At 45.3% G+C, this 18,037-nt stretch carries 21 protein-coding genes; 17 read left to right on the top strand and 4 right to left on the bottom strand.

The window, feature by feature from the left end; genetic code table 11:
• Positions 1-50: 50 nt before the first annotated feature.
• The 6 genes from ACWHAR_RS05300 (at position 51) to ACWHAR_RS05275 (ending at position 2,059) form a co-directional block, all read left to right on the top strand.
• Positions 51-560, top strand: coding sequence for a TlpA family protein disulfide reductase (locus tag ACWHAR_RS05300; protein ID WP_032875051.1), 510 nt, complete (start codon positions 51-53; stop codon positions 558-560).
• A gap of 78 nt (positions 561-638) precedes the next feature.
• Positions 639-764, top strand: a complete 126-nt coding sequence (locus ACWHAR_RS05295; protein ID WP_012117651.1) for an FbpB family small basic protein — start codon at positions 639-641, stop codon at positions 762-764.
• Positions 765-827: 63 nt separating this feature from the next.
• Entirely contained in the window at positions 828-974 is a 147-nt protein-coding gene (locus ACWHAR_RS05290; RefSeq protein WP_003153977.1) for an acid-soluble spore protein N, read from the top strand.
• Between the two features lie 24 nt (positions 975-998).
• Complete coding sequence (tlp, locus tag ACWHAR_RS05285; protein WP_032875053.1) at positions 999-1,241, top strand: small acid-soluble spore protein Tlp; 243 nt, start codon at positions 999-1,001, stop codon at positions 1,239-1,241.
• Between the two features lie 86 nt (positions 1,242-1,327).
• Positions 1,328-1,744 (top strand): YbgC/FadM family acyl-CoA thioesterase, encoded by a 417-nt coding sequence (locus tag ACWHAR_RS05280; protein WP_003153973.1) that lies wholly within the window; start codon positions 1,328-1,330, stop codon positions 1,742-1,744.
• 15 nt (positions 1,745-1,759) lie between these two features.
• The gene (locus ACWHAR_RS05275) at positions 1,760-2,059 is read left to right on the top strand and encodes a hypothetical protein (protein ID WP_007611759.1); all 300 of its coding nucleotides are present in this window, start codon (positions 1,760-1,762) and stop codon (positions 2,057-2,059) included.
• 31 nt (positions 2,060-2,090) lie between these two features.
• Here ACWHAR_RS05275 and ACWHAR_RS05270 read toward each other — a convergent pair whose 3' ends face one another.
• Entirely contained in the window at positions 2,091-2,378 is a 288-nt protein-coding gene (locus ACWHAR_RS05270; protein WP_007410318.1) for a HesB/YadR/YfhF family protein, read from the bottom strand.
• Positions 2,379-2,466: 88 nt separating this feature from the next.
• Positions 2,467-3,048: a glycerol-3-phosphate 1-O-acyltransferase PlsY gene (gene plsY, locus ACWHAR_RS05265; protein WP_032875054.1), complete on the bottom strand. Its 582-nt coding sequence runs from the start codon at positions 3,046-3,048 to the stop codon at positions 2,467-2,469.
• A 152-nt stretch (positions 3,049-3,200) separates the two neighbouring features.
• Between plsY and ACWHAR_RS05260 the strand changes: the two genes are divergently transcribed.
• From ACWHAR_RS05260 to parC, 3 genes are all read left to right on the top strand, one after another.
• Positions 3,201-3,608: a CoA-binding protein gene (locus tag ACWHAR_RS05260; protein WP_007410316.1), complete on the top strand. Its 408-nt coding sequence runs from the start codon at positions 3,201-3,203 to the stop codon at positions 3,606-3,608.
• 423 nt (positions 3,609-4,031) lie between these two features.
• Entirely contained in the window at positions 4,032-5,999 is a 1,968-nt protein-coding gene (gene parE / locus ACWHAR_RS05255; RefSeq protein ID WP_032875055.1) for a DNA topoisomerase IV subunit B, read from the top strand.
• A 2-nt stretch (positions 6,000-6,001) separates the two neighbouring features.
• Entirely contained in the window at positions 6,002-8,425 is a 2,424-nt protein-coding gene (gene parC / locus ACWHAR_RS05250) for a DNA topoisomerase IV subunit A (protein ID WP_032875056.1), read from the top strand.
• Between the two features lie 53 nt (positions 8,426-8,478).
• On the opposite strand, the gene ACWHAR_RS05245 is transcribed toward parC, so the two are convergent.
• Positions 8,479-8,604 (bottom strand): hypothetical protein, encoded by a 126-nt coding sequence (locus ACWHAR_RS05245; RefSeq protein ID WP_007410313.1) that lies wholly within the window; start codon positions 8,602-8,604, stop codon positions 8,479-8,481.
• Positions 8,605-8,628: 24 nt separating this feature from the next.
• Positions 8,629-8,982 (bottom strand): hypothetical protein, encoded by a 354-nt coding sequence (locus tag ACWHAR_RS05240; RefSeq protein WP_003153956.1) that lies wholly within the window; start codon positions 8,980-8,982, stop codon positions 8,629-8,631.
• A gap of 376 nt (positions 8,983-9,358) precedes the next feature.
• Here ACWHAR_RS05240 and ACWHAR_RS05235 point away from each other — a divergent pair, with 376 nt between their 5' ends.
• The 8 genes from ACWHAR_RS05235 (at position 9,359) to ACWHAR_RS05200 (ending at position 17,980) form a co-directional block, all read left to right on the top strand.
• Positions 9,359-10,777 (top strand): alanine/glycine:cation symporter family protein, encoded by a 1,419-nt coding sequence (locus ACWHAR_RS05235; protein WP_007410311.1) that lies wholly within the window; start codon positions 9,359-9,361, stop codon positions 10,775-10,777.
• A gap of 203 nt (positions 10,778-10,980) precedes the next feature.
• The gene (locus tag ACWHAR_RS05230) at positions 10,981-11,937 is read left to right on the top strand and encodes a sugar kinase (RefSeq protein WP_032875057.1); all 957 of its coding nucleotides are present in this window, start codon (positions 10,981-10,983) and stop codon (positions 11,935-11,937) included.
• Between the two features lie 29 nt (positions 11,938-11,966).
• Complete coding sequence (locus ACWHAR_RS05225) at positions 11,967-12,986, top strand: zinc-binding alcohol dehydrogenase family protein (protein ID WP_032875058.1); 1,020 nt, start codon at positions 11,967-11,969, stop codon at positions 12,984-12,986.
• Positions 12,987-12,999: 13 nt separating this feature from the next.
• Positions 13,000-13,635, top strand: a complete 636-nt coding sequence (locus ACWHAR_RS05220; protein WP_014418028.1) for a bifunctional 2-keto-4-hydroxyglutarate aldolase/2-keto-3-deoxy-6-phosphogluconate aldolase — start codon at positions 13,000-13,002, stop codon at positions 13,633-13,635.
• Position 13,636: 1 nt separating this feature from the next.
• Positions 13,637-14,713, top strand: coding sequence for a mannonate dehydratase (gene uxuA, locus ACWHAR_RS05215; protein WP_032875059.1), 1,077 nt, complete (start codon positions 13,637-13,639; stop codon positions 14,711-14,713).
• Entirely contained in the window at positions 14,710-15,546 is an 837-nt protein-coding gene (locus ACWHAR_RS05210; RefSeq protein ID WP_032875060.1) for an SDR family oxidoreductase, read from the top strand. The genes uxuA and ACWHAR_RS05210 overlap by 4 nt, the downstream gene beginning before the upstream one ends.
• A gap of 83 nt (positions 15,547-15,629) precedes the next feature.
• On the top strand, positions 15,630-16,631 hold the full coding sequence (locus ACWHAR_RS05205) for a substrate-binding domain-containing protein (protein ID WP_032875062.1): 1,002 nt from the start codon (positions 15,630-15,632) through the stop codon (positions 16,629-16,631).
• Between the two features lie 77 nt (positions 16,632-16,708).
• Positions 16,709-17,980 (top strand): MFS transporter, encoded by a 1,272-nt coding sequence (locus tag ACWHAR_RS05200; RefSeq protein WP_029325933.1) that lies wholly within the window; start codon positions 16,709-16,711, stop codon positions 17,978-17,980.
• The last annotated feature ends 57 nt before the right edge of the window (positions 17,981-18,037 follow it).

The raw sequence follows: 18,037 nt of genomic DNA, 5'->3' as shown, positions 1-18,037 counted from the left end.
AAGGAGAGAAAGCAGTCTGCTTTCTCTCTTTTTATGCGGGAGGCCTTAAGATGCTTGCGAAATGGCTGGGCGGAATATTACTAATCGGGTTGTTAGTGTATGCGGGCTGGAACATTTATTCTGTACAAAAAAGTCCGAAAGAAGGGACAGAAGAAGGGATGAAAGCCCCTGACTTTACACTTGATACATTGTCAGGAAAAAGCATCTCCCTTTCTGATTATAAAGGAAAAAAAGTGCTCCTCAATTTCTGGGCGACGTGGTGCAAGCCGTGCCGAATGGAAATGCCCGATATGCAGGAGCTGCAGAAAGAATATCCTGATATTGCGGTAGCAGCCGTTAATTTTACATCATCTGAAAAAAATATACAGGCTGTTAAATCATTTGCTGATCATTATCAGCTGACCTTTCCTATTCTGATTGACAAAAGCGGAATTAACGGAGATTTCAACGTGCTTTCTTATCCGACAACATACATATTAGACGAAAAAGGAACCATTTTGCACATTCGCGTAGGCACGATGACAAAAAAAGAAATGAAAGAAAAACTGGATCTCAAATAGAGGTTCAGTTTTTTTATTGTGAAGGGCTTAGGTTTTGAAAAATTGGAAAAAATGAATGAAAACACGGAGGTGAGAAGATTGAAAAAAATGCGAAAACGTTCTTTTCATGAATTGGTTATGGAAAATAAACGTGAGCTGATGACCAATACGGAATATTTGAATCAGCTTGAAGAAAAGCTGGAGCAGCGGTTCAAACAAAAATAACCTTTAATTTGCAGTCATGTTTGCACCTCCTTTTGCAAAATATACTCTTAAGGAGGGATGAACATGGGCATAAACAAGAAAGACGGCCAGCCGCAATACGCTCCGAGCCACTTAGGGACAAAACCCGTTAAATATAAACGCAACAAAGGGGAAAAGTTTCATGACAAGTCAAACGGACATCCGATTGTCATGCAGACGAAAGGCGAATAACATCATCAAAGGAGAGCAGACATTATGACAAACAATTATCAAAAACCGAATCCGGATGACCGCTCCGATAACGTTGAAAAGCTGCAGGATATGGTCCAGAATACAATTGAAAATATAGAAGAAGCCAAAGAATCAATGGAATTTGCGACAGATGAGGAAAAACAGCGCATTCAAGAGAAGAATGCCAGACGCAATGAAAGCATTGAATCGTTCCGCAGTGAAATCCAGGATGAATCGGCTTCAAGAGAAAACGGCTATCAATCATAATAAAAACCAGGGAAACCTGGTTTTTTTCTCTTTCCGGCTCGTTGTGATAAAATGGGGCTAATCTGATAATAAGGGAGCAGAGAACGTTGCATGTGTCAAAAAAAGAAATAGAAGTGCGTTATGCGGAAACAGATCAAATGGGCATCGTCTATCATGCCAATTACTTAGTCTGGATGGAGGTCGGCAGAACGGCGCTGATTAAGGAACTCGGATTCCTTTACAAGGATATGGAAGATAGAGGAGTGCTGTCCCCTGTATTGGATATCAGCATTTCTTATAAAAAGCCGCTCCGCTACGGAGAAACGGCTGTCGTACATACTTGGATTGAAGAATATAACGGATTTAAAACCGTTTACGGCTACCACATCTATAATCCGGATCAAGAACTTGCCATCAAAGCGACATCCTCCCATATATGCGTTGATAAAGAGAGCTTCAAACCGATTCAGTTTCGCAAAGCTTTTCCTGATTGGCATGCCGCTTACGAAAAGGCAAAAAAATAAGGAGCGGCTGCAGTTATGGCATTTGGAATTACGCGTAAGGAACTGGAAAGGTGGAAGCGGGATGTATCGGAAGGGAAAATCGCTTTTTTAACGCATTACTGGCTGGACGACCGCTTTCCGGAGGCTAAGACCGTGACGAAGGCCGGTTCAAGCGATCTCAATAAGCTGATCAGATGGGGAGCGGAGTATGGGCTGAAGCCGGAGTGGATTCACCATAAAAATGAATTTCCCCACTTTGACCTGCTCGGTGATACGCAAAGAAGCATATTAGAAAAAGAACGTCTGACTGATCATCTCAAAAGGTTCAGGCTGTAAAAAAAAGAACGCATCCGCTGCGTTCTTTTTTTTACACGTAATCAAATACCGGCTCTTCCGCCTGATCTGAATATGTGACTGACAAATCATGATTATCAAAGTACCATAAGTCGCTTTCTTCAATAAAAAAGGTAATGCCTTCAACTTCCGTGCTGGTGCCGATGTTCATCGGCCGGTCTTTTAAAATGCCGAGAGAAAAGCCTTTCTGAACGTTGCTGCATCCCCCGTAACGGACAAAGAAACGGACATGGTCGCCTGTTTCCAGATCGAGCTCTTCTTTGTACCAATCCAGCGCGCCTTTCGTTACTTTCATGTTCATCCGGAACACTCCCTTTTTGTTTCTCATATAAAGAAATTATCTCTATTATAAACGCATATGGCATTTTGATGTCAAAATTGAAGTTTCATCAAAACCATTTGATCTTCGGTTCTGTTTTGTTTATAATCCGTTTGATGTTTGCCCTGTGTCTGTAGATAACAAACGCGGTCAAAAGCGTCACTACGATTAATAAATAAGGGTCTTTTACAAACAGACAGTAAATAATCGTATAAATCCCTGTTAACATTGAAGACAGAGAAACAAATTTCGTAAGGAATAAAAATACGAAAAATACTGCAACCATCGTAACGAATAACAGCGGAGCATAAAACAGCAGGACGCCCCCTGATGTGGCTACGGCTTTGCCTCCTTTAAACTTTGCGAACACGGGGAATACATGGCCGATCACTGCTGCCACCCCTGCGAGAAGAGGATGAATGGGGATGTGCAGTAAATATGGGAGCGCCGCGGCCAGGGTGCCTTTTAAAATATCGGCTGCGACGACGACAGATCCCGCTTTAACGCCAAGCGTGCGAAAAGCATTTGTAGCGCCCAAATTGCCGCTTCCGTGTTCTCTAATATCGATCCCTTTCGCAAGTTTGCCTACGATTAAACCTGACGGGATGCTGCCTATTACATAGGCCAAAATAATCAATAAAGCAATCAACATCTACATTTCTCCTTTTCAATGTCCCTTCACTCTATTTTAACACGAGTTGTTACCGTCTGATGACAAGTTTTTTTGAGAATTAAGCTGACAAAGCGCTTTTTTTGATTCCGGCAAAGCGGTCATGTACAATATATCAAAAGGAGATGGTAAAGATGCAAAATCCTTCAAAATCAGAGATTAAAGAAATTCTGGACCGGAGCAAACGGATCGCAGTCGTCGGGCTGTCAGACCGTCCCGACCGGACTTCTTACATGGTTTCCAAAGCGATGCAGGATGAAGGGTATGAAATTATTCCCGTCAATCCAACGATTGATGAGGCGCTTGGCGTTAAAGCCGTCGCTTCATTAAAAGACGTGGAAGGACCGATTGATATCGTGAATGTATTCAGACGCTCTGAGCAGCTTCCCGGCGTCGCTGAAGAATTTTTACAGACGGACGCTCCCGTTTTTTGGGCGCAGCAGGGTCTTGCAAATGAAGAAGCGTATCGCATGATTACAGACAAAGGACGGACGGCTGTTATGGATTTATGTATAAAAGTCGCCCGCGCTGTTATAAAATAGGAACAAAAAAGGCAAAAATCCTTGGCAAATCAGGGGTTTTTGCTTTTTTATTGAAAGAATACTCTTTGCGTATGATGATGAAACAGATACAATAAAGCATGAACAGCTTTTTTAGAAACCCCTTTATACAGGGGTTTACAGTCTGTTTGCGATGGCCCGCATAAAGCTATATAATAGAAAGCGAACTCATGTTCTTATCCGCCGAAAAGGGCACCAAAAAGATGAAAAGCCGTTCGAATGTATGTCTTGCGGCCTAAAAAACGAGCCATTCGCTTAAATATGTTGCGAAATCAAGCATATTGGTTATAATTGTGAGTCCGAGGAGAATTGGACCGAAGCTTGCGCATACTGAAAAACAAAGACATGAAAACATTTAAAAAAGAGAATGATTAAGAGCAGGTTTTTTGAAAGGGGTTTGTACGTTTGGCTAGAAAACAGCAATTTGATTACAACGAAGATGCCATACAGGTGCTTGAAGGCCTGGAAGCCGTCAGAAAACGACCGGGAATGTACATCGGTTCGACGGACGCACGCGGCCTGCACCATCTGGTATATGAGATCGTCGACAATTCCGTCGATGAAGTTCTTGCCGGCTACGGAGATCATATTATCGTAACGATACATAAGGACAACAGCATCTCTGTACAGGACAGAGGACGCGGAATGCCGACCGGGATGCATAAGCTCGGAAAGCCGACGCCGGAAGTTATTTTCACCGTGCTGCATGCCGGGGGGAAATTCGGACAGGGCGGCTATAAAACAAGCGGCGGTCTGCATGGTGTCGGCGCATCTGTCGTAAACGCATTATCGGAGTGGCTGACAGTTACTATTGAGCGTGACGGATATGTTTATAAACAGCGGTTTGAAAACGGCGGCAAGCCCGTGACTTCACTTGAAAAAATCGGAACGACCAAAAAAACGGGAACGCTTACCCATTTTAAACCTGATCCGTCAATGTTCAGCGCAACGGTTTATAATTTTGACACGCTGTCAGAACGTCTGCGCGAATCGGCTTTCTTGTTAAAAGGTTTGAAAATAGAATTAATTGATGAACGGAACGGCGTAAAAGAAGTATTTTATTATGAGAACGGAATTGAAGCATTTGTCGCTTATTTAAACGAGGAAAAAGACGCTTTATGCGAAGTGGTTTCCTTTGAAGGCGAGCATCATGACATTGAAGTCGATTTCGCGTTTCAGTTTAATGACGGGTATTCAGAAAATATGCTGTCATTCGTTAATAACGTCAGAACAAAGGACGGCGGCACCCACGAATCAGGAGCCAAAACGGCAATGACAAGAGCGTTTAACGAGTATGCGCGAAAGGTCGCCCTTTTAAAAGAGAAAGACAAGAACCTTGAAGGCTCCGATATCAGGGAAGGTTTGTCCGCAATTATTTCCGTGCGTATCCCGGAGGAACTGCTGCAATTTGAAGGCCAGACGAAAGGGAAGCTTGGCACAAGTGAGGCGAGATCCGCCGCGGACGCCGTCATTTCCGAGAATCTTGCTTATTTCTTGGAAGAAAACCGCGATACGGCAACCCTGCTTGTCAAAAAAGCGATTAAAGCCAGCCAGGCCCGTGAAGCAGCCCGTAAAGCGAGAGAAGAAGCGAGAAGCGGCAAAAAGCGCAAAAAATCAGAAGCGACGCTGAGCGGAAAACTCACACCGGCCGGTTCCAGAAATCCGGCGAAGAATGAATTGTATCTTGTGGAAGGAGACTCTGCGGGAGGTTCTGCAAAACAGGGAAGAGACCGGAAATTCCAAGCCGTGCTGCCCCTTCGCGGAAAGGTCATCAACACAGAGAAAGCAAAGCTTGCAGACATCTTCAAAAATGAAGAAATCAATACGATTATTCATGCGATCGGAGGCGGTGTCGGCGCAGATTTTGAGATAGACGACATCAACTATGACAAGATCATTATCATGACGGACGCGGATACCGACGGCGCGCACATTCAAGTCTTGCTGTTAACGTTTTTCTACCGCTATATGAAACCTTTAATCGAGCACGGAAAAGTCTTTATCGCCCTTCCGCCTCTTTACAAAGTGAGCAAAGGAAGCGGTAAGAAAGAGATTATTGAATATGCTTGGTCCGACGAAGAAATGGACGGCGTTTTAAAGAAAGTCGGCAAAGGGTATACCATCCAGCGCTATAAAGGTCTGGGAGAAATGAACGCAGACCAGCTCTGGGAAACGACGATGAATCCCGAATCGCGAACGCTCGTCAGAGTCAAGATCGACGATGCGGCACGGGTAGAGCGCCGCGTAACGACATTAATGGGAGACAAAGTAGAACCGAGAAGAAAATGGATTGAAAAGAATGTTGCCTTCGGATTAGATGAGGAAAGCAATATTTTAGAAAATGAAAACTTGTCGGTCGCTGAGGAGGTTTAATAGTGGCACAGCCAGAATTATTTCATGATTTACCGTTAGAAGAAGTAATCGGCGACCGTTTCGGACGCTACAGTAAATACATTATTCAAGACAGGGCGCTGCCCGACGCCCGTGACGGTTTAAAGCCGGTGCAGCGGAGAATTTTATACGCCATGCACGCAGACGGAAATACATTCGATAAAAATTTCCGTAAAGCGGCAAAAACGGTCGGAAACGTTATCGGTAATTATCATCCGCACGGTGATAGTTCCGTTTATGAAGCGATGGTGCGGATGAGCCAGGATTGGAAAGTGCGGAATGTGCTGATTGAGATGCACGGCAACAACGGAAGCATTGACGGTGATCCGCCGGCTGCCATGCGTTATACGGAAGCGAGATTATCTTCTATCGCGTCAGAGCTTTTGCGTGATATTGATAAAAATACGGTTGAATTCGTTCCGAACTTTGATGACACTAGTAAAGAACCGGTTGTTTTGCCCGCCATGTTCCCTAACTTGCTTGTCAACGGATCAACCGGGATTTCAGCGGGCTATGCGACTGATATTCCCCCTCATCATCTGGGTGAGGTCATTGATGCCGTCATTAAACGGATTGAATCTCCGGATTGCACCGTCGATGACTTGATGCAGGTGATTAAAGGGCCTGACTTTCCGACAGGAGGCATTATTCAAGGAGTCGACGGCATTCGGAAGGCTTATGAAACCGGTAAAGGCAAAATTATTATCCGCGGCAAGGCTGAAGTGGAATCCGTAAGAGGCGGACGGGAGCAGATCGTCATTACAGAAATTCCGTTTGAAGTAAACAAAGCCAATCTCGTAAAGAAAATGGACGAATACCGCATAGACAAAAAAGTCGAAGGCATTTCTGAAGTCCGGGATGAAACTGACCGCACGGGGCTTCGGGTGGTCGTTGAGTTAAAGAAAGAAGCCGATGCAAAAGGCATTTTGAACTTCTTATATAAAAACACTGATCTGCAGACAACATATAACTTTAATATGGTCGCCATACATAACCGCCGGCCGATGCTGATGAGTCTTACGGCCATCCTGGATGCGTATATTTCCCATCAGAAGGAAGTGGTGACAAACCGCTCCGTCTTTGAATTGCAAAAAGCAAAAGAGCGGCACCACATCGTTGAAGGATTGATGAAGGCACTGTCTGTGTTAGATGAGGTCATAGCCGTCATCCGGGCAAGCAGCGACAAGAAAGATGCGAAGCAAAACTTAATGTCTAAATTCGCATTTACGGAGCCGCAGGCCGAAGCTATCGTATCCTTGCAGCTGTATCGTCTGACAAACACGGATATTACGGCGTTAAAAGAGGAAGCGGAAGAGCTCAGCAAGAAAATTCAGGAGCTCGAAGCCATTTTAAGTCATGATAAAAAGCTGTTAAAAGTCATTACAAGCAGCCTGAAAAAATTGAAAAAGACCTATGCTGACAGCAGACGGTCTGTCATTGAAGAAAAGATTGAGGAAATTAAAATCAATCTTGAAGTCATGGTTGCCTCTGAGGACGTATATGTGACAGTCACAAAAGACGGCTATGTAAAACGAACAAGCCAGCGGTCATTTGCCGCTTCTAACGGCCAGGATTTCGGTATGAAGGATACTGACAGGCTGATTCACCAATTTGAAATGAATACAACGGATGTTCTCCTGCTCTTTACCAATAAGGGAAGCTATGTTTATTGTCCGGTTCACCAGCTTCCTGATATCAGGTGGAAAGACATGGGGCAGCACGTAACGAACATCATCACGATTGACCGTGATGAAACCATCGTGAAAGCTATACCGGTAAAAGAATTTGATCCATCTTCATATTTATTATTTATGACGAAAAACGGCATGGTGAAAAGAACTGAAATGACGCATTACAAAGCGCAGCGTTACTCGAAAGCGCTTGTTGCCCTTAACCTTAAAGGGGACGACGAGCTGATTGATGTTCATGTCACAGACGGCGGCAGCCAGCTGTTTATCGCCACCCGCCTCGGGTACGGTTTATGGTTCGGTGAAGATGAAGTAAATGTAGTCGGTGCCCGTGCGGCCGGCGTAAAGGGCATAAATTTAAAAGACGGTGATACCGTCGTATCAGGGCAAATCCTGCATGAGACAGATTCGCTTATCCTCGTCACACAGCGGGGAGCAATCAAGCGGATGAACCTATCTGAATTCGAAAAAACATCCAGAGCGAAGCGCGGTGTCATCATGCTGCGTGAACTTAAAAAGAACCCGCATCGTGTTGTCGGCGTATTCGCGTGCGCTTTGGCCGACATGATCGCTGCGGAAACAGAAAAAGGCGAGAGAATCGAAATCGCCGTGAAGTCCTTGCGGGCGAATGACCGATACAGCAACGGTTCCTTCTTTACCGATGAAGATGAGACAGGGCCGGTAACAGATGTATGGCGTATACCCGCGTCTGATGTTTAAAAGTAAAAATAAAATAAAAAAAACCTCCGCTCATTGAGCGGAGGTTTTATTATTTAGCTTTCATGGTTGCCGAATAAGTCAGTGATAGCGTGAATGACTTCGATTCCCTGCCATACAAATAAATTCAATGCGGTGAATGAAAACAACCCTAAAATCACCATTCGTAAGATAAACAACATGTTTAACAACCTCCTCATTTTATGTTACATAGATAGGCGATGTTGAACATGAAGCTCATCGAAATACGAGGACTGATAAAATTTAGCGATTAAAAAGCTTTTCTTTCGCTGTCTTCTCCGGGAAGCGGGGCGTCTCCTGTCTGATATCACGATCAGTGAGACAGAAGCGGCAAAAAGCGCCGTCAAGATATATGAGCCCGTCAGCGATTTTTTCTCATCATCAGCATTTTGGCCGGCCTTCATTTCGTGCATTTCCTGCTGGTCGGCTACCGCTTTAAAATGATGAGCAGTATCAAACGCATGGGGAATGGAGAGCAAATGAAAGCTTGCAATCGCTAAAAATAAAATAGAAGCTTTTAAAAACAAGATTTTTTTCAAATGTTCTCCCCCCTTCATAAGTCTGAATATTTTTATTATAATACCCTAATTTAAATGTAAAGTAAACATATTTATTAAATTTAAAAAATTATTATCCTGGTTAAGTATATACCATTCCATCCATCTTTTCATCTCTTTTTTCTTAAAGACCTATTTGTTATGATATGCACGCATTCCTTATGACGTGACAACATTTTTCGGGCTGTAAGATAAAAAACGGGGCATGACAGCAAAAGACGTGATGAAGAAACCGAAACATTTTCTTAAAAAAACTTCTCAACCACTGTTGTTGTGATATAATAATACTCGTTGTGTTAAAAGATCTAACATATGCAGCAAAAATGACAGTAAAAGATATGTAAAAGGGAGGTTAAACATGGAGGCTTTCATCAGTGAAATCATAAATGTTCCAAATGATTTTATTTGGAAGTATCTTGTTTATATTTTAGTCGGGATCGGATTGTACTTTACGTTCCGTTTTCGCTTTATTCAATTCCAATACTTTATTGAAATGTTCAGAATCGTCGGGGAGAAGCCGCAAGGAAATAAAGGAGTATCTTCAATGCAGGCATTCTTTATCTCAGCCGCTTCTCGTGTCGGAACCGGAAACTTGACCGGCGTCGCGCTGGCGATTGCAACAGGCGGTCCCGGCGCAGTATTTTGGATGTGGATCGTAGCGATTGTCGGTATGGCTTCCAGCTTTGTGGAAAGCACCTTGGCGCAGCTGTATAAAGTGCGTTCCGGTGACGAATTCCGCGGCGGTCCGGCATATTACATGGCAAAGGGACTGGGCGCCCGCTGGCTCGGTATTTTATTTGCCGTATTGATTACCGTTTCTTTCGGACTTATCTTTAACGCCGTGCAGTCAAATACGATTTCTGTCGCGTTTGACGAAGCATTCCATGTGAATAAAACAGTTATCGCAATCATTTTAGCTGTATTAACGGCTTTCATTATATTCGGCGGTCTGAAACGTGTTGTTTCCGTTTCGCAATTAATCGTTCCGGTCATGGCGGGTATGTATATTCTGATCGCGCTGTATGTCGTGATTGTAAATATTACAGCGGTACCTGAGCTGTTTGTTACGATTGTGAAAAATGCGTTCGGTCTTGAACAGATCGTCGGCGGAAGCTTAGGAAGCATCATTATTATCGGAGCGCAGCGCGGCCTGTTTTCTAACGAAGCGGGTATGGGAAGCGCGCCGAATGCCGCAGCGGCTGCACATGTGTCGCATCCGGCTAAGCAGGGATTAATTCAGACGCTCGGCGTATTTTTTGATACATTTATCGTTTGTACATCGACTGCTTTTATCATTTTATTGTACAGCTTTACGCCTAAAGGCGACGGCATCCAAGTGACACAAGCCGCACTGCAGCACCACCTCGGCGGCTGGGCCCCGACATTTATTGCGATTGCGATGTTTTTATTCGCATTCAGTTCAGTTGTCGGCAACTATTACTATGGTGAAACGAATATTGAATTTATTAAAACAAGCAAAACATGGCTTAATATTTACCGCGTATTCGTGGTAGTGATGGTGGTATACGGATGTTTGGCTGACTTCCAGATCGTCTGGGACATGGCAAACTTGTTTATGGGACTCTTGGCTCTCATTAACTTAGTGGCAATCTTACTGCTGAGTAATGTAGCCTACAAGATCTATAAGGATTATGCCGCTCAGCGCAAAAAAGGTCTTGATCCTGTATTCAAAGCCGAGAATACGCCGGAGCTCAAGCATATTGAAACATGGGCGGAAGAAGAAGGTACAAGCCCTGAACGTAAGACTGCTAACTAAGGAAACGTGCATACAATTTTCAAAAAACCCCTTACATTTTGTTGTGAGGGGTTTTTTCATGTGAAAAACCGGGTTATTTTTACCGAAAATAGATTTTTTTGAATTTACTGTATTTTTCTCTTGTGTGTGTAAGGGTTTTCATATAAAGTTTTACTAAACCGGTTTATCAAACCGATTTAGTCTTAAAAGAAAGGAGTATTGATGTGGCTTCTGATTATGGCATTTTTACGATCGGTGATGCGATGATCACCTTAAATCCCGCAAGCACAGGGCCTTTGCGTTTTGTTACCCATTTTGAACGAAAAGCAGGAGGAGCTGAACTGAATTTTGCGATTGCATGCGCCAGGTTGAATCTGCACTCAAAGTGGGTCAGCAGACTGGGGAAGGATGAGTTCGGCAGAGTGATTTATCAGTTTGCCAGAGGAGAAGGAATTGATGTGACTGACGTCTCCTATGTTGAAGGCTTTCCTACATCTTTAAATGTCAAAGAGATCAGAAATGACGGTTCAGGCAAGACGTTTTATTACCGTTTCAATTCACCAATTCTGACTCTTGCACCGGAAGATATAACAGAGAATATGTTTGACGGCATTCACATCGTTCATCTTACCGGTGTGTTCCTCGCGCTTGATAAGAAAAACCTTGAAATTGCTGAAAGGGTGCTTTCCATCGCCAAAGCAAGAAAGATTCCCGTATCTTTTGATCCGAATATCAGGCTGAAGCTGTGGACGATTGAGGAGGCGCGTGCGGCATTTCATCAAATCTTTCCGCATACTGATATTCTTCTGGCGGGCCGGGACGAAATGAAACAGCTGACAGGTATAGGGGAAAATGAAGCATTAGCCCGGTTTGCAGAGACCTATTCAATCAGTCAGCTCGTCATAAAAGACGGTGAAGCAGGTTCTGCGCTGTATCATGATCATAAGTGGGTTCACAAAGAGGCTTTCCCGGTTGCGCCTGTTGACACGGTAGGAGCGGGTGACGGCTTTAATGCCGGCTACCTGTACAGTTATCTGCATGGTTTTGAACCGGAAAAACGCCTGGAGTTTGCCAATGCGGTCGGTGCGCTCGTCACCACAGTTTCCGGTGACAATGAAGGGCTTCCCTATCTAGAAGAGGTTCTGTCATTTGTAAACAAAGAGACTGTGATTGAACGGTAGCAAGCACAACTTAAAAAGCGGGTGAGAAAATGAAAGCGGTTCTAGTACGGAAAGCATTTGATCTGGTAGTGACGGAATGTGAGAAACCGTCTGTTGTCCATGCGGATGATGTTCTTGTCAAGGTGAAGCGGGTCGGAATTTGCGGATCAGATTTGCATATTTATCATGGGACAAATCCGTTAGCGTCCCTGCCGAGAGTAATCGGACATGAAGTCACAGGGGAAGTCGCAAAGACCGGTTCTCATGTCCGGCGTTTCAAGCCGGGTGACCGGGTAGTGGTTGAACCGATATCTTATTGCGGAACATGCTATGCCTGCCGGAAAGGACGTCCGAACGTCTGCAAAGCGCTTTCGGTGTTCGGCGTTCATGAAGATGGCGGGATGCGGGAATATATCGTGGTTCCGGAAAAGCAGCTGCATGCCGTTTCGCCCGATCTGCCCTGGGAGGAAGCGGTCATGGCAGAACCATATACGATCGGCGCCCAGGCCGTTTGGAGAGGCCGTGTCGAGAAGGAAGATACCGTTTTGGTTCAGGGAGCGGGACCGATCGGAATCTGCATATTAAAAATGGCAAAGTTCAAAGGCGCTTCCGTCATGATAACCGACTTGAATGAGGAACGCTTGGCATTCGCTGAAAAAAACGGTGCGGACGTTACCGTCAACGCGCAAAAAGAAGATCCCGTTTTGCGGGTGAACGAATGGACAGAAAATGAAGGCGCCAATGTTGTCATTGATGCCGTCTGTCTCCCCTCAACGTTTGAAACGTCCATTGACGCGGTTTCTCCGGCCGGTCATGTGGTTGTGCTTGGTTTTGATGAGAGGACTGCCGGCATTTCTCAGCTTCCGATCACAAAAAAGGAAGTCACGATAACCGGTTCAAGATTGCAGACGAATCAGTTTCCGTACATTACAGACTTACTGAATAAAGGCCTGTTAACGCACGGCGGTCTTATTACACATACATTTTCAGCAGATGACGTCCATCAAGCATTTCAGTTGATCGAACAGCACCCGGGCAAGGTGGGAAAAGCAATCATTACGTTTGATTAAAGGAGGAGCGAGAATGCTGCCTAAGTACGCTATTTACGAAAAACTTCTGCATGCACAAGTGGTGGCTGTCATAAGGGGACAAAACAGCCAAGAGGCGCTTGAAGTTTCAAGAGCGGCCATTTCAGGAGGTATCAGCGCCATTGAGCTTACATACACAACTCCTGAAGTGGAAGATGTCTTTAAGGAACTCCGGCATCAAGATATTCTTCTTGGAGCCGGCTCTGTAATGGATACAGAAACGGCGAGACACGCCATTTTATCAGGCGCCTCATTTATCGTCAGCTCTCATTTTGTAAAAGAGATAGCATCTCTATGCAACCAGTACAGCGTACCGTATCTTCCGGGATGCATGAGCGTGTCTGATATGGCTTTGGCGCTCGAAGCCGGATGTGATGTGGTAAAGCTGTTCCCCGCTAATTCGTTTGACCCTTCATTTATCAAGTCGGTCAACGGTCCTCTGCCGAATGTCCGCATTATGCCGACCGGGGGCATCTCATTAAACAGCATGAATGACTGGCTCTCTGCCGGAGCGGTCGCGGTCGGTGTGGGAAGCGACTTGACAAAAGCATATCAAAAGGGCGGCTATGAAGCTGCCGTATCCCTCAGCAAAGAATACGTCTGCCGAAAAAACGAATATACGGGGGTGTAACATGAATATCACGTTTCGCTGGTATGGCCAAGGTAATGATACGGTGACTCTTGAACATGTCAGACAAATTCCCGGGGTCAAAGGCATCGTCTGGGCTCTTCACCAGAAGCCCGCGGGCGAAGTATGGGAAAAGGAGGACATTGAAGCGGAAGTCAGAGTCATTCAATCCTATGGGTTTCATGCAGAGGTCGTGGAAAGCGTGAATGTTCATGAAGCCATTAAACTTGGTCATGAAGAACGCGGACAATATATTGAACACTATAAACAGACCATTCGCAATCTGTCCGAATTCGGCGTGAAAGTCATCTGTTACAATTTCATGCCGATATTTGACTGGACGCGTACCGATATGTTCCGCGCGCTGGAGGATGGGTCAACCGCACTGTTTTTTGAAAAAGCGAAAGTGGAAAGTCTCCCTCCGGAGGAACTCATCCGCACGGTTGAAGAATCTTCTGATTTGACGCTTCCCGGGTGGGAGCCGGAGAAAATGGCCCGGATCAAGGAACTGTTTGAGGCCTATCAAACGGTCGGTGAAAAACAGCTTTGGGCCAATCTTGAGTTCTTTTTACACGAAATTCTTCCTGTAGCGGAGGAACACGGCATTCAAATGGCCATTCATCCGGATGATCCGCCCTGGTCAATTTTTGGCCTGCCCCGTATTATCACCGGTGAGAAAAGTTATGAAAAGCTGCGAGAGATTTCAGATTCACCCGCCAATTGTATTACGTTATGCACGGGTTCGATGGGAGCGGATCCCGCCAATGATATGGTGAAGATCGCCAAACACTATGCGGGAGCTGCGCCGTTTGCCCATATACGAAATGTGAAAATCTGCGATAACGGTGATTTTACGGAAACTTCGCATCTTACCAGTGATGGGTCCATTGATATTACCGCTGTGGTAAAAGAATTGCACGGCCAAGACTATAAAGGATATGTACGGCCTGATCACGGCCGTCATATCTGGGGCGAACAATGCCGGCCGGGTTATGGTTTATATGATCGTGCCTTAGGAATTATGTACTTGAACGGACTGTGGGATGCGTTCTCGTCTCATGAGAAAGGGGTGAAGAGATGAAACCGATTCATGAACGTTTATCAGGAAGAACCGCTGTCATAACAGGCGGGAGCGGTGTTCTCTGTTCAGCAATGGCAAAGGAGCTTTCACGGCAGGGGATGAAAATTGCGATCGTCAGCCGGAATGCTGATAAAGCAGAGCGTGCGGCGGGCGAGATTGCTGACGCTGGAGGAACCGCGGTTTCTGTACCGGCTGATGTTTCAGCCCGTGATTCGCTCGAAAAGGCAAAAGACGAGATTATCAGCCGGTTCGGTTCTGTCAATCTTTTAATTAACGGAGCCGGGGGAAACCACCCTAATGCGATCACTGCCAGCGAGACGTATGAAGAGGATGAGCAGGGCACATCCTTTTTTGATATGGACGAAACGGGGGTTTCCAGCGTATTTTCAACCAACTTTACCGGTGCATTTCTGGCATCGCAAGTGTTTGGAAAAGACCTTTTGAAGGCGGAATGTCCCACGATTATTAATATTTCTTCTATGAGTGCGTATACACCGATGACAAAGGTGCCTGCCTACAGCGCGGCCAAGGCGGCGATTCAGAATTTTACGATGTGGATGGCTGTTCATTTCGCAAAAAAAGGGATGCGGGTGAATGCCATCGCTCCGGGTTTCTTTTTGACAGCGCAAAACCGTGAGTTGTTATTACAGGAAGATGGAAGTCTGACAGACCGATCCAATAAGATTATGGCACATACACCGATGAAACGTTTCGGGAAACCGGAAGACCTTCTGGGAACGCTCCTGTGGCTTTCGGATGATTCATGCTCAGGCTTTGTCACAGGGGTCACCGTTCCCGTCGACGGAGGTTTTATGGCTTATTCCGGAGTGTGACAGAACCCATGTCCCAGTCAGATTGTAAACTATTTACTTCTGACTTATACTAGTGAAAAATGAAGACAGACGGGGATGAGTCTATGAAAACCATTACAATTTCTGATGTGGCGAAATATGCAAACGTATCTAAAAGCACCGTATCTCAATTTTTAAATCAGCGCTATGACTATATGAGCGAGAAAACGAAACAAAAAATAGAAGCGGCCATTCAAGAGCTGAACTATCAGCCGAATTTCGTCGCCCGCAGCTTAAAACAGAAATCAACATTTACAGTAGGTGTGGTGGTGGCTAATATTCTTCACACCTTTTCCACTCAGGTCATCAGGGCGGTGGAAGACTATTTTCATGAACAAGGATTTCATATTATTGTCTGCAATGCGGATGATGAACCGGAAAAAGAAAAGAAATATATTGAAATGCTGCGGGCCAAGCAGGTGGACGGAATTATTATTTTTCCGACGGGCGAAAATCTCTCTTTATATGAAAAGATGAAACGCGATACGTTTCCGGTCGTGTTTATGGACAGAACCATTGAAGAACTCGGGATTCCGACAGTGATGCTTGATAATCATCATGCAGCCGGTCTTGCCGTTGACCGGTTTATCGAAAGCGGCATTAAGAGAATCGCGATTATTACGACGTCCATTATTCGGGAAATCAGTCCGAGGGTAGAAAGGATTGAAGGGTATAAGAAGGCGCTTGACCGCCACGGAATGATGGTGCGGAACGAATATATCAAAACAGCCGATGCGGCTGATATTTCCAATGTTTTGTCAGAGCTATTCTCACTTCAGGAGCCTCCGAAAGCGATATTGGCGGCAAACGATATCGTTCTTGTTGAGGTGCTGAAGTATATGAAGGAGCATGATATGACAATTCCGGATAAGGCAGCCGTCATCGGAATTGATGAAGTTCCTTTTGCGGGTTTTTTTACTCCTCCGATTACGACGATCGTCCAGCCTGCGGCAGAAATGGCGCGAAAAGCGGGAAGCCTTCTTCTTCGCCAGATACAAGAAAAAGATGGCGGTGAAAAACGGATTCACCGCTATAAACCGGCGCTGCTCGCAAGGCAATCCGGATAACCGGTTTCATTGCATAAACCGGTTTACTCCGGCAATTTAAATGTCTGAATATTATGAAATGATGAGAGGGGGATTTTATGTTCTCAAAGGATAGATTCCCTATTATTCTTCTATTATTTTCTGCCGGGGTGATTAACTATTTAGACCGCTCAGCGCTGTCTATTGCAGCGCCGTTCATACAGCAGGATCTCACATTGTCGGCAACCCAAATGGGGCTGATTTTCAGCAGTTTTTCTGTCGGATACGCTGTGTTTAACTTTCTCGGCGGTGTTGCATCTGACCGGTACGGGGCTAAATTGACATTGTGTACGGCGATGATCGTTTGGTCTCTTTTCAGCGGAGCGGTTGCGCTTGCTTTCGGATTTGTAAGTCTTTTGATTATCCGTGTTTTATTCGGTATGGGGGAGGGGCCGCTGTCGGCTGCCATAAGCAAAATGGTCAACAATTGGTTTCCTCCGTCTCAGCGCGCCACGGTCATCGGCCTGACAAACAGCGGAACGCCGCTCGGCGGAGCGATCTCCGGCCCGATTGTCGGGATGATTGCTGTGGCGTTCAGCTGGAAGGTTTCCTTTGTCCTGATCATGATCATCGGTTTAGTCTGGGCGGTCATCTGGTTTAAATTTGTCAAAGAACGGCCGGCGCCGACGGAAGACGCTCCGGCAATGAAAGCGGAGATTCAGTCGCATGAGCAGCATATCCCGATGACCTTTTATTTGAAACAAAAAACGATTCTCTTCACGGCTTTTGCCTTTTTCGCCTACAACTACATTTTATTTTTCTTCTTAACATGGTTTCCGAGCTATCTGGTGAAAGAACGCGGTTTAAGTGTTGAATTTATGAGCGTGGTGACTGTTATTCCTTGGATTCTTGGATTTATCGGTTTGGCGGCAGGCGGAATGATTTCTGATTATGTATTCAAAAAAACCGCCGGAAAAGGGGTTTTGTTCTCACGGAAAGTCATTCTTGTCACTTGTCTGTTCGCTTCCGCTGTACTGATCGGATTTGCCGGACTTGTTACCACTACCGTAAGTGCCGTTATTCTCGTTGCTTTATCAGTTTTCTTTTTATATATAACGGGCTCTATCTATTGGGCGGTGATTCATGATGTGGTTGATCAAAGGAATGTCGGGTCAGTCGGCGGCTTTATGCATTTTCTTGCAAACACGGCCGGTATTATCGGGCCTGCTTTAACCGGCTTTATCGCGGACAAAAGCGGATCATTCTCCGGGGCGTTTTTGCTTGCAGGCGGATTAGCCGTTTTGGCCTCGGCTGCGGTAATCTGTTTCGTGCGTCCGATTATCATTCAACCCGCTTCTAAAGATAAAAAAGACACGATACCTTATTCATAAGTCATCAAAGCCACTGAGGCTGTCCTGCCGATAACGGGATGGCCTTTTCGTTCTGCC

Source organism: Bacillus sp. LR--39 (assembly GCF_053613335.1).
Note: the sequence above shows the minus strand (reverse complement) of the source record. Positions and strands in the feature narration are given on the sequence as shown.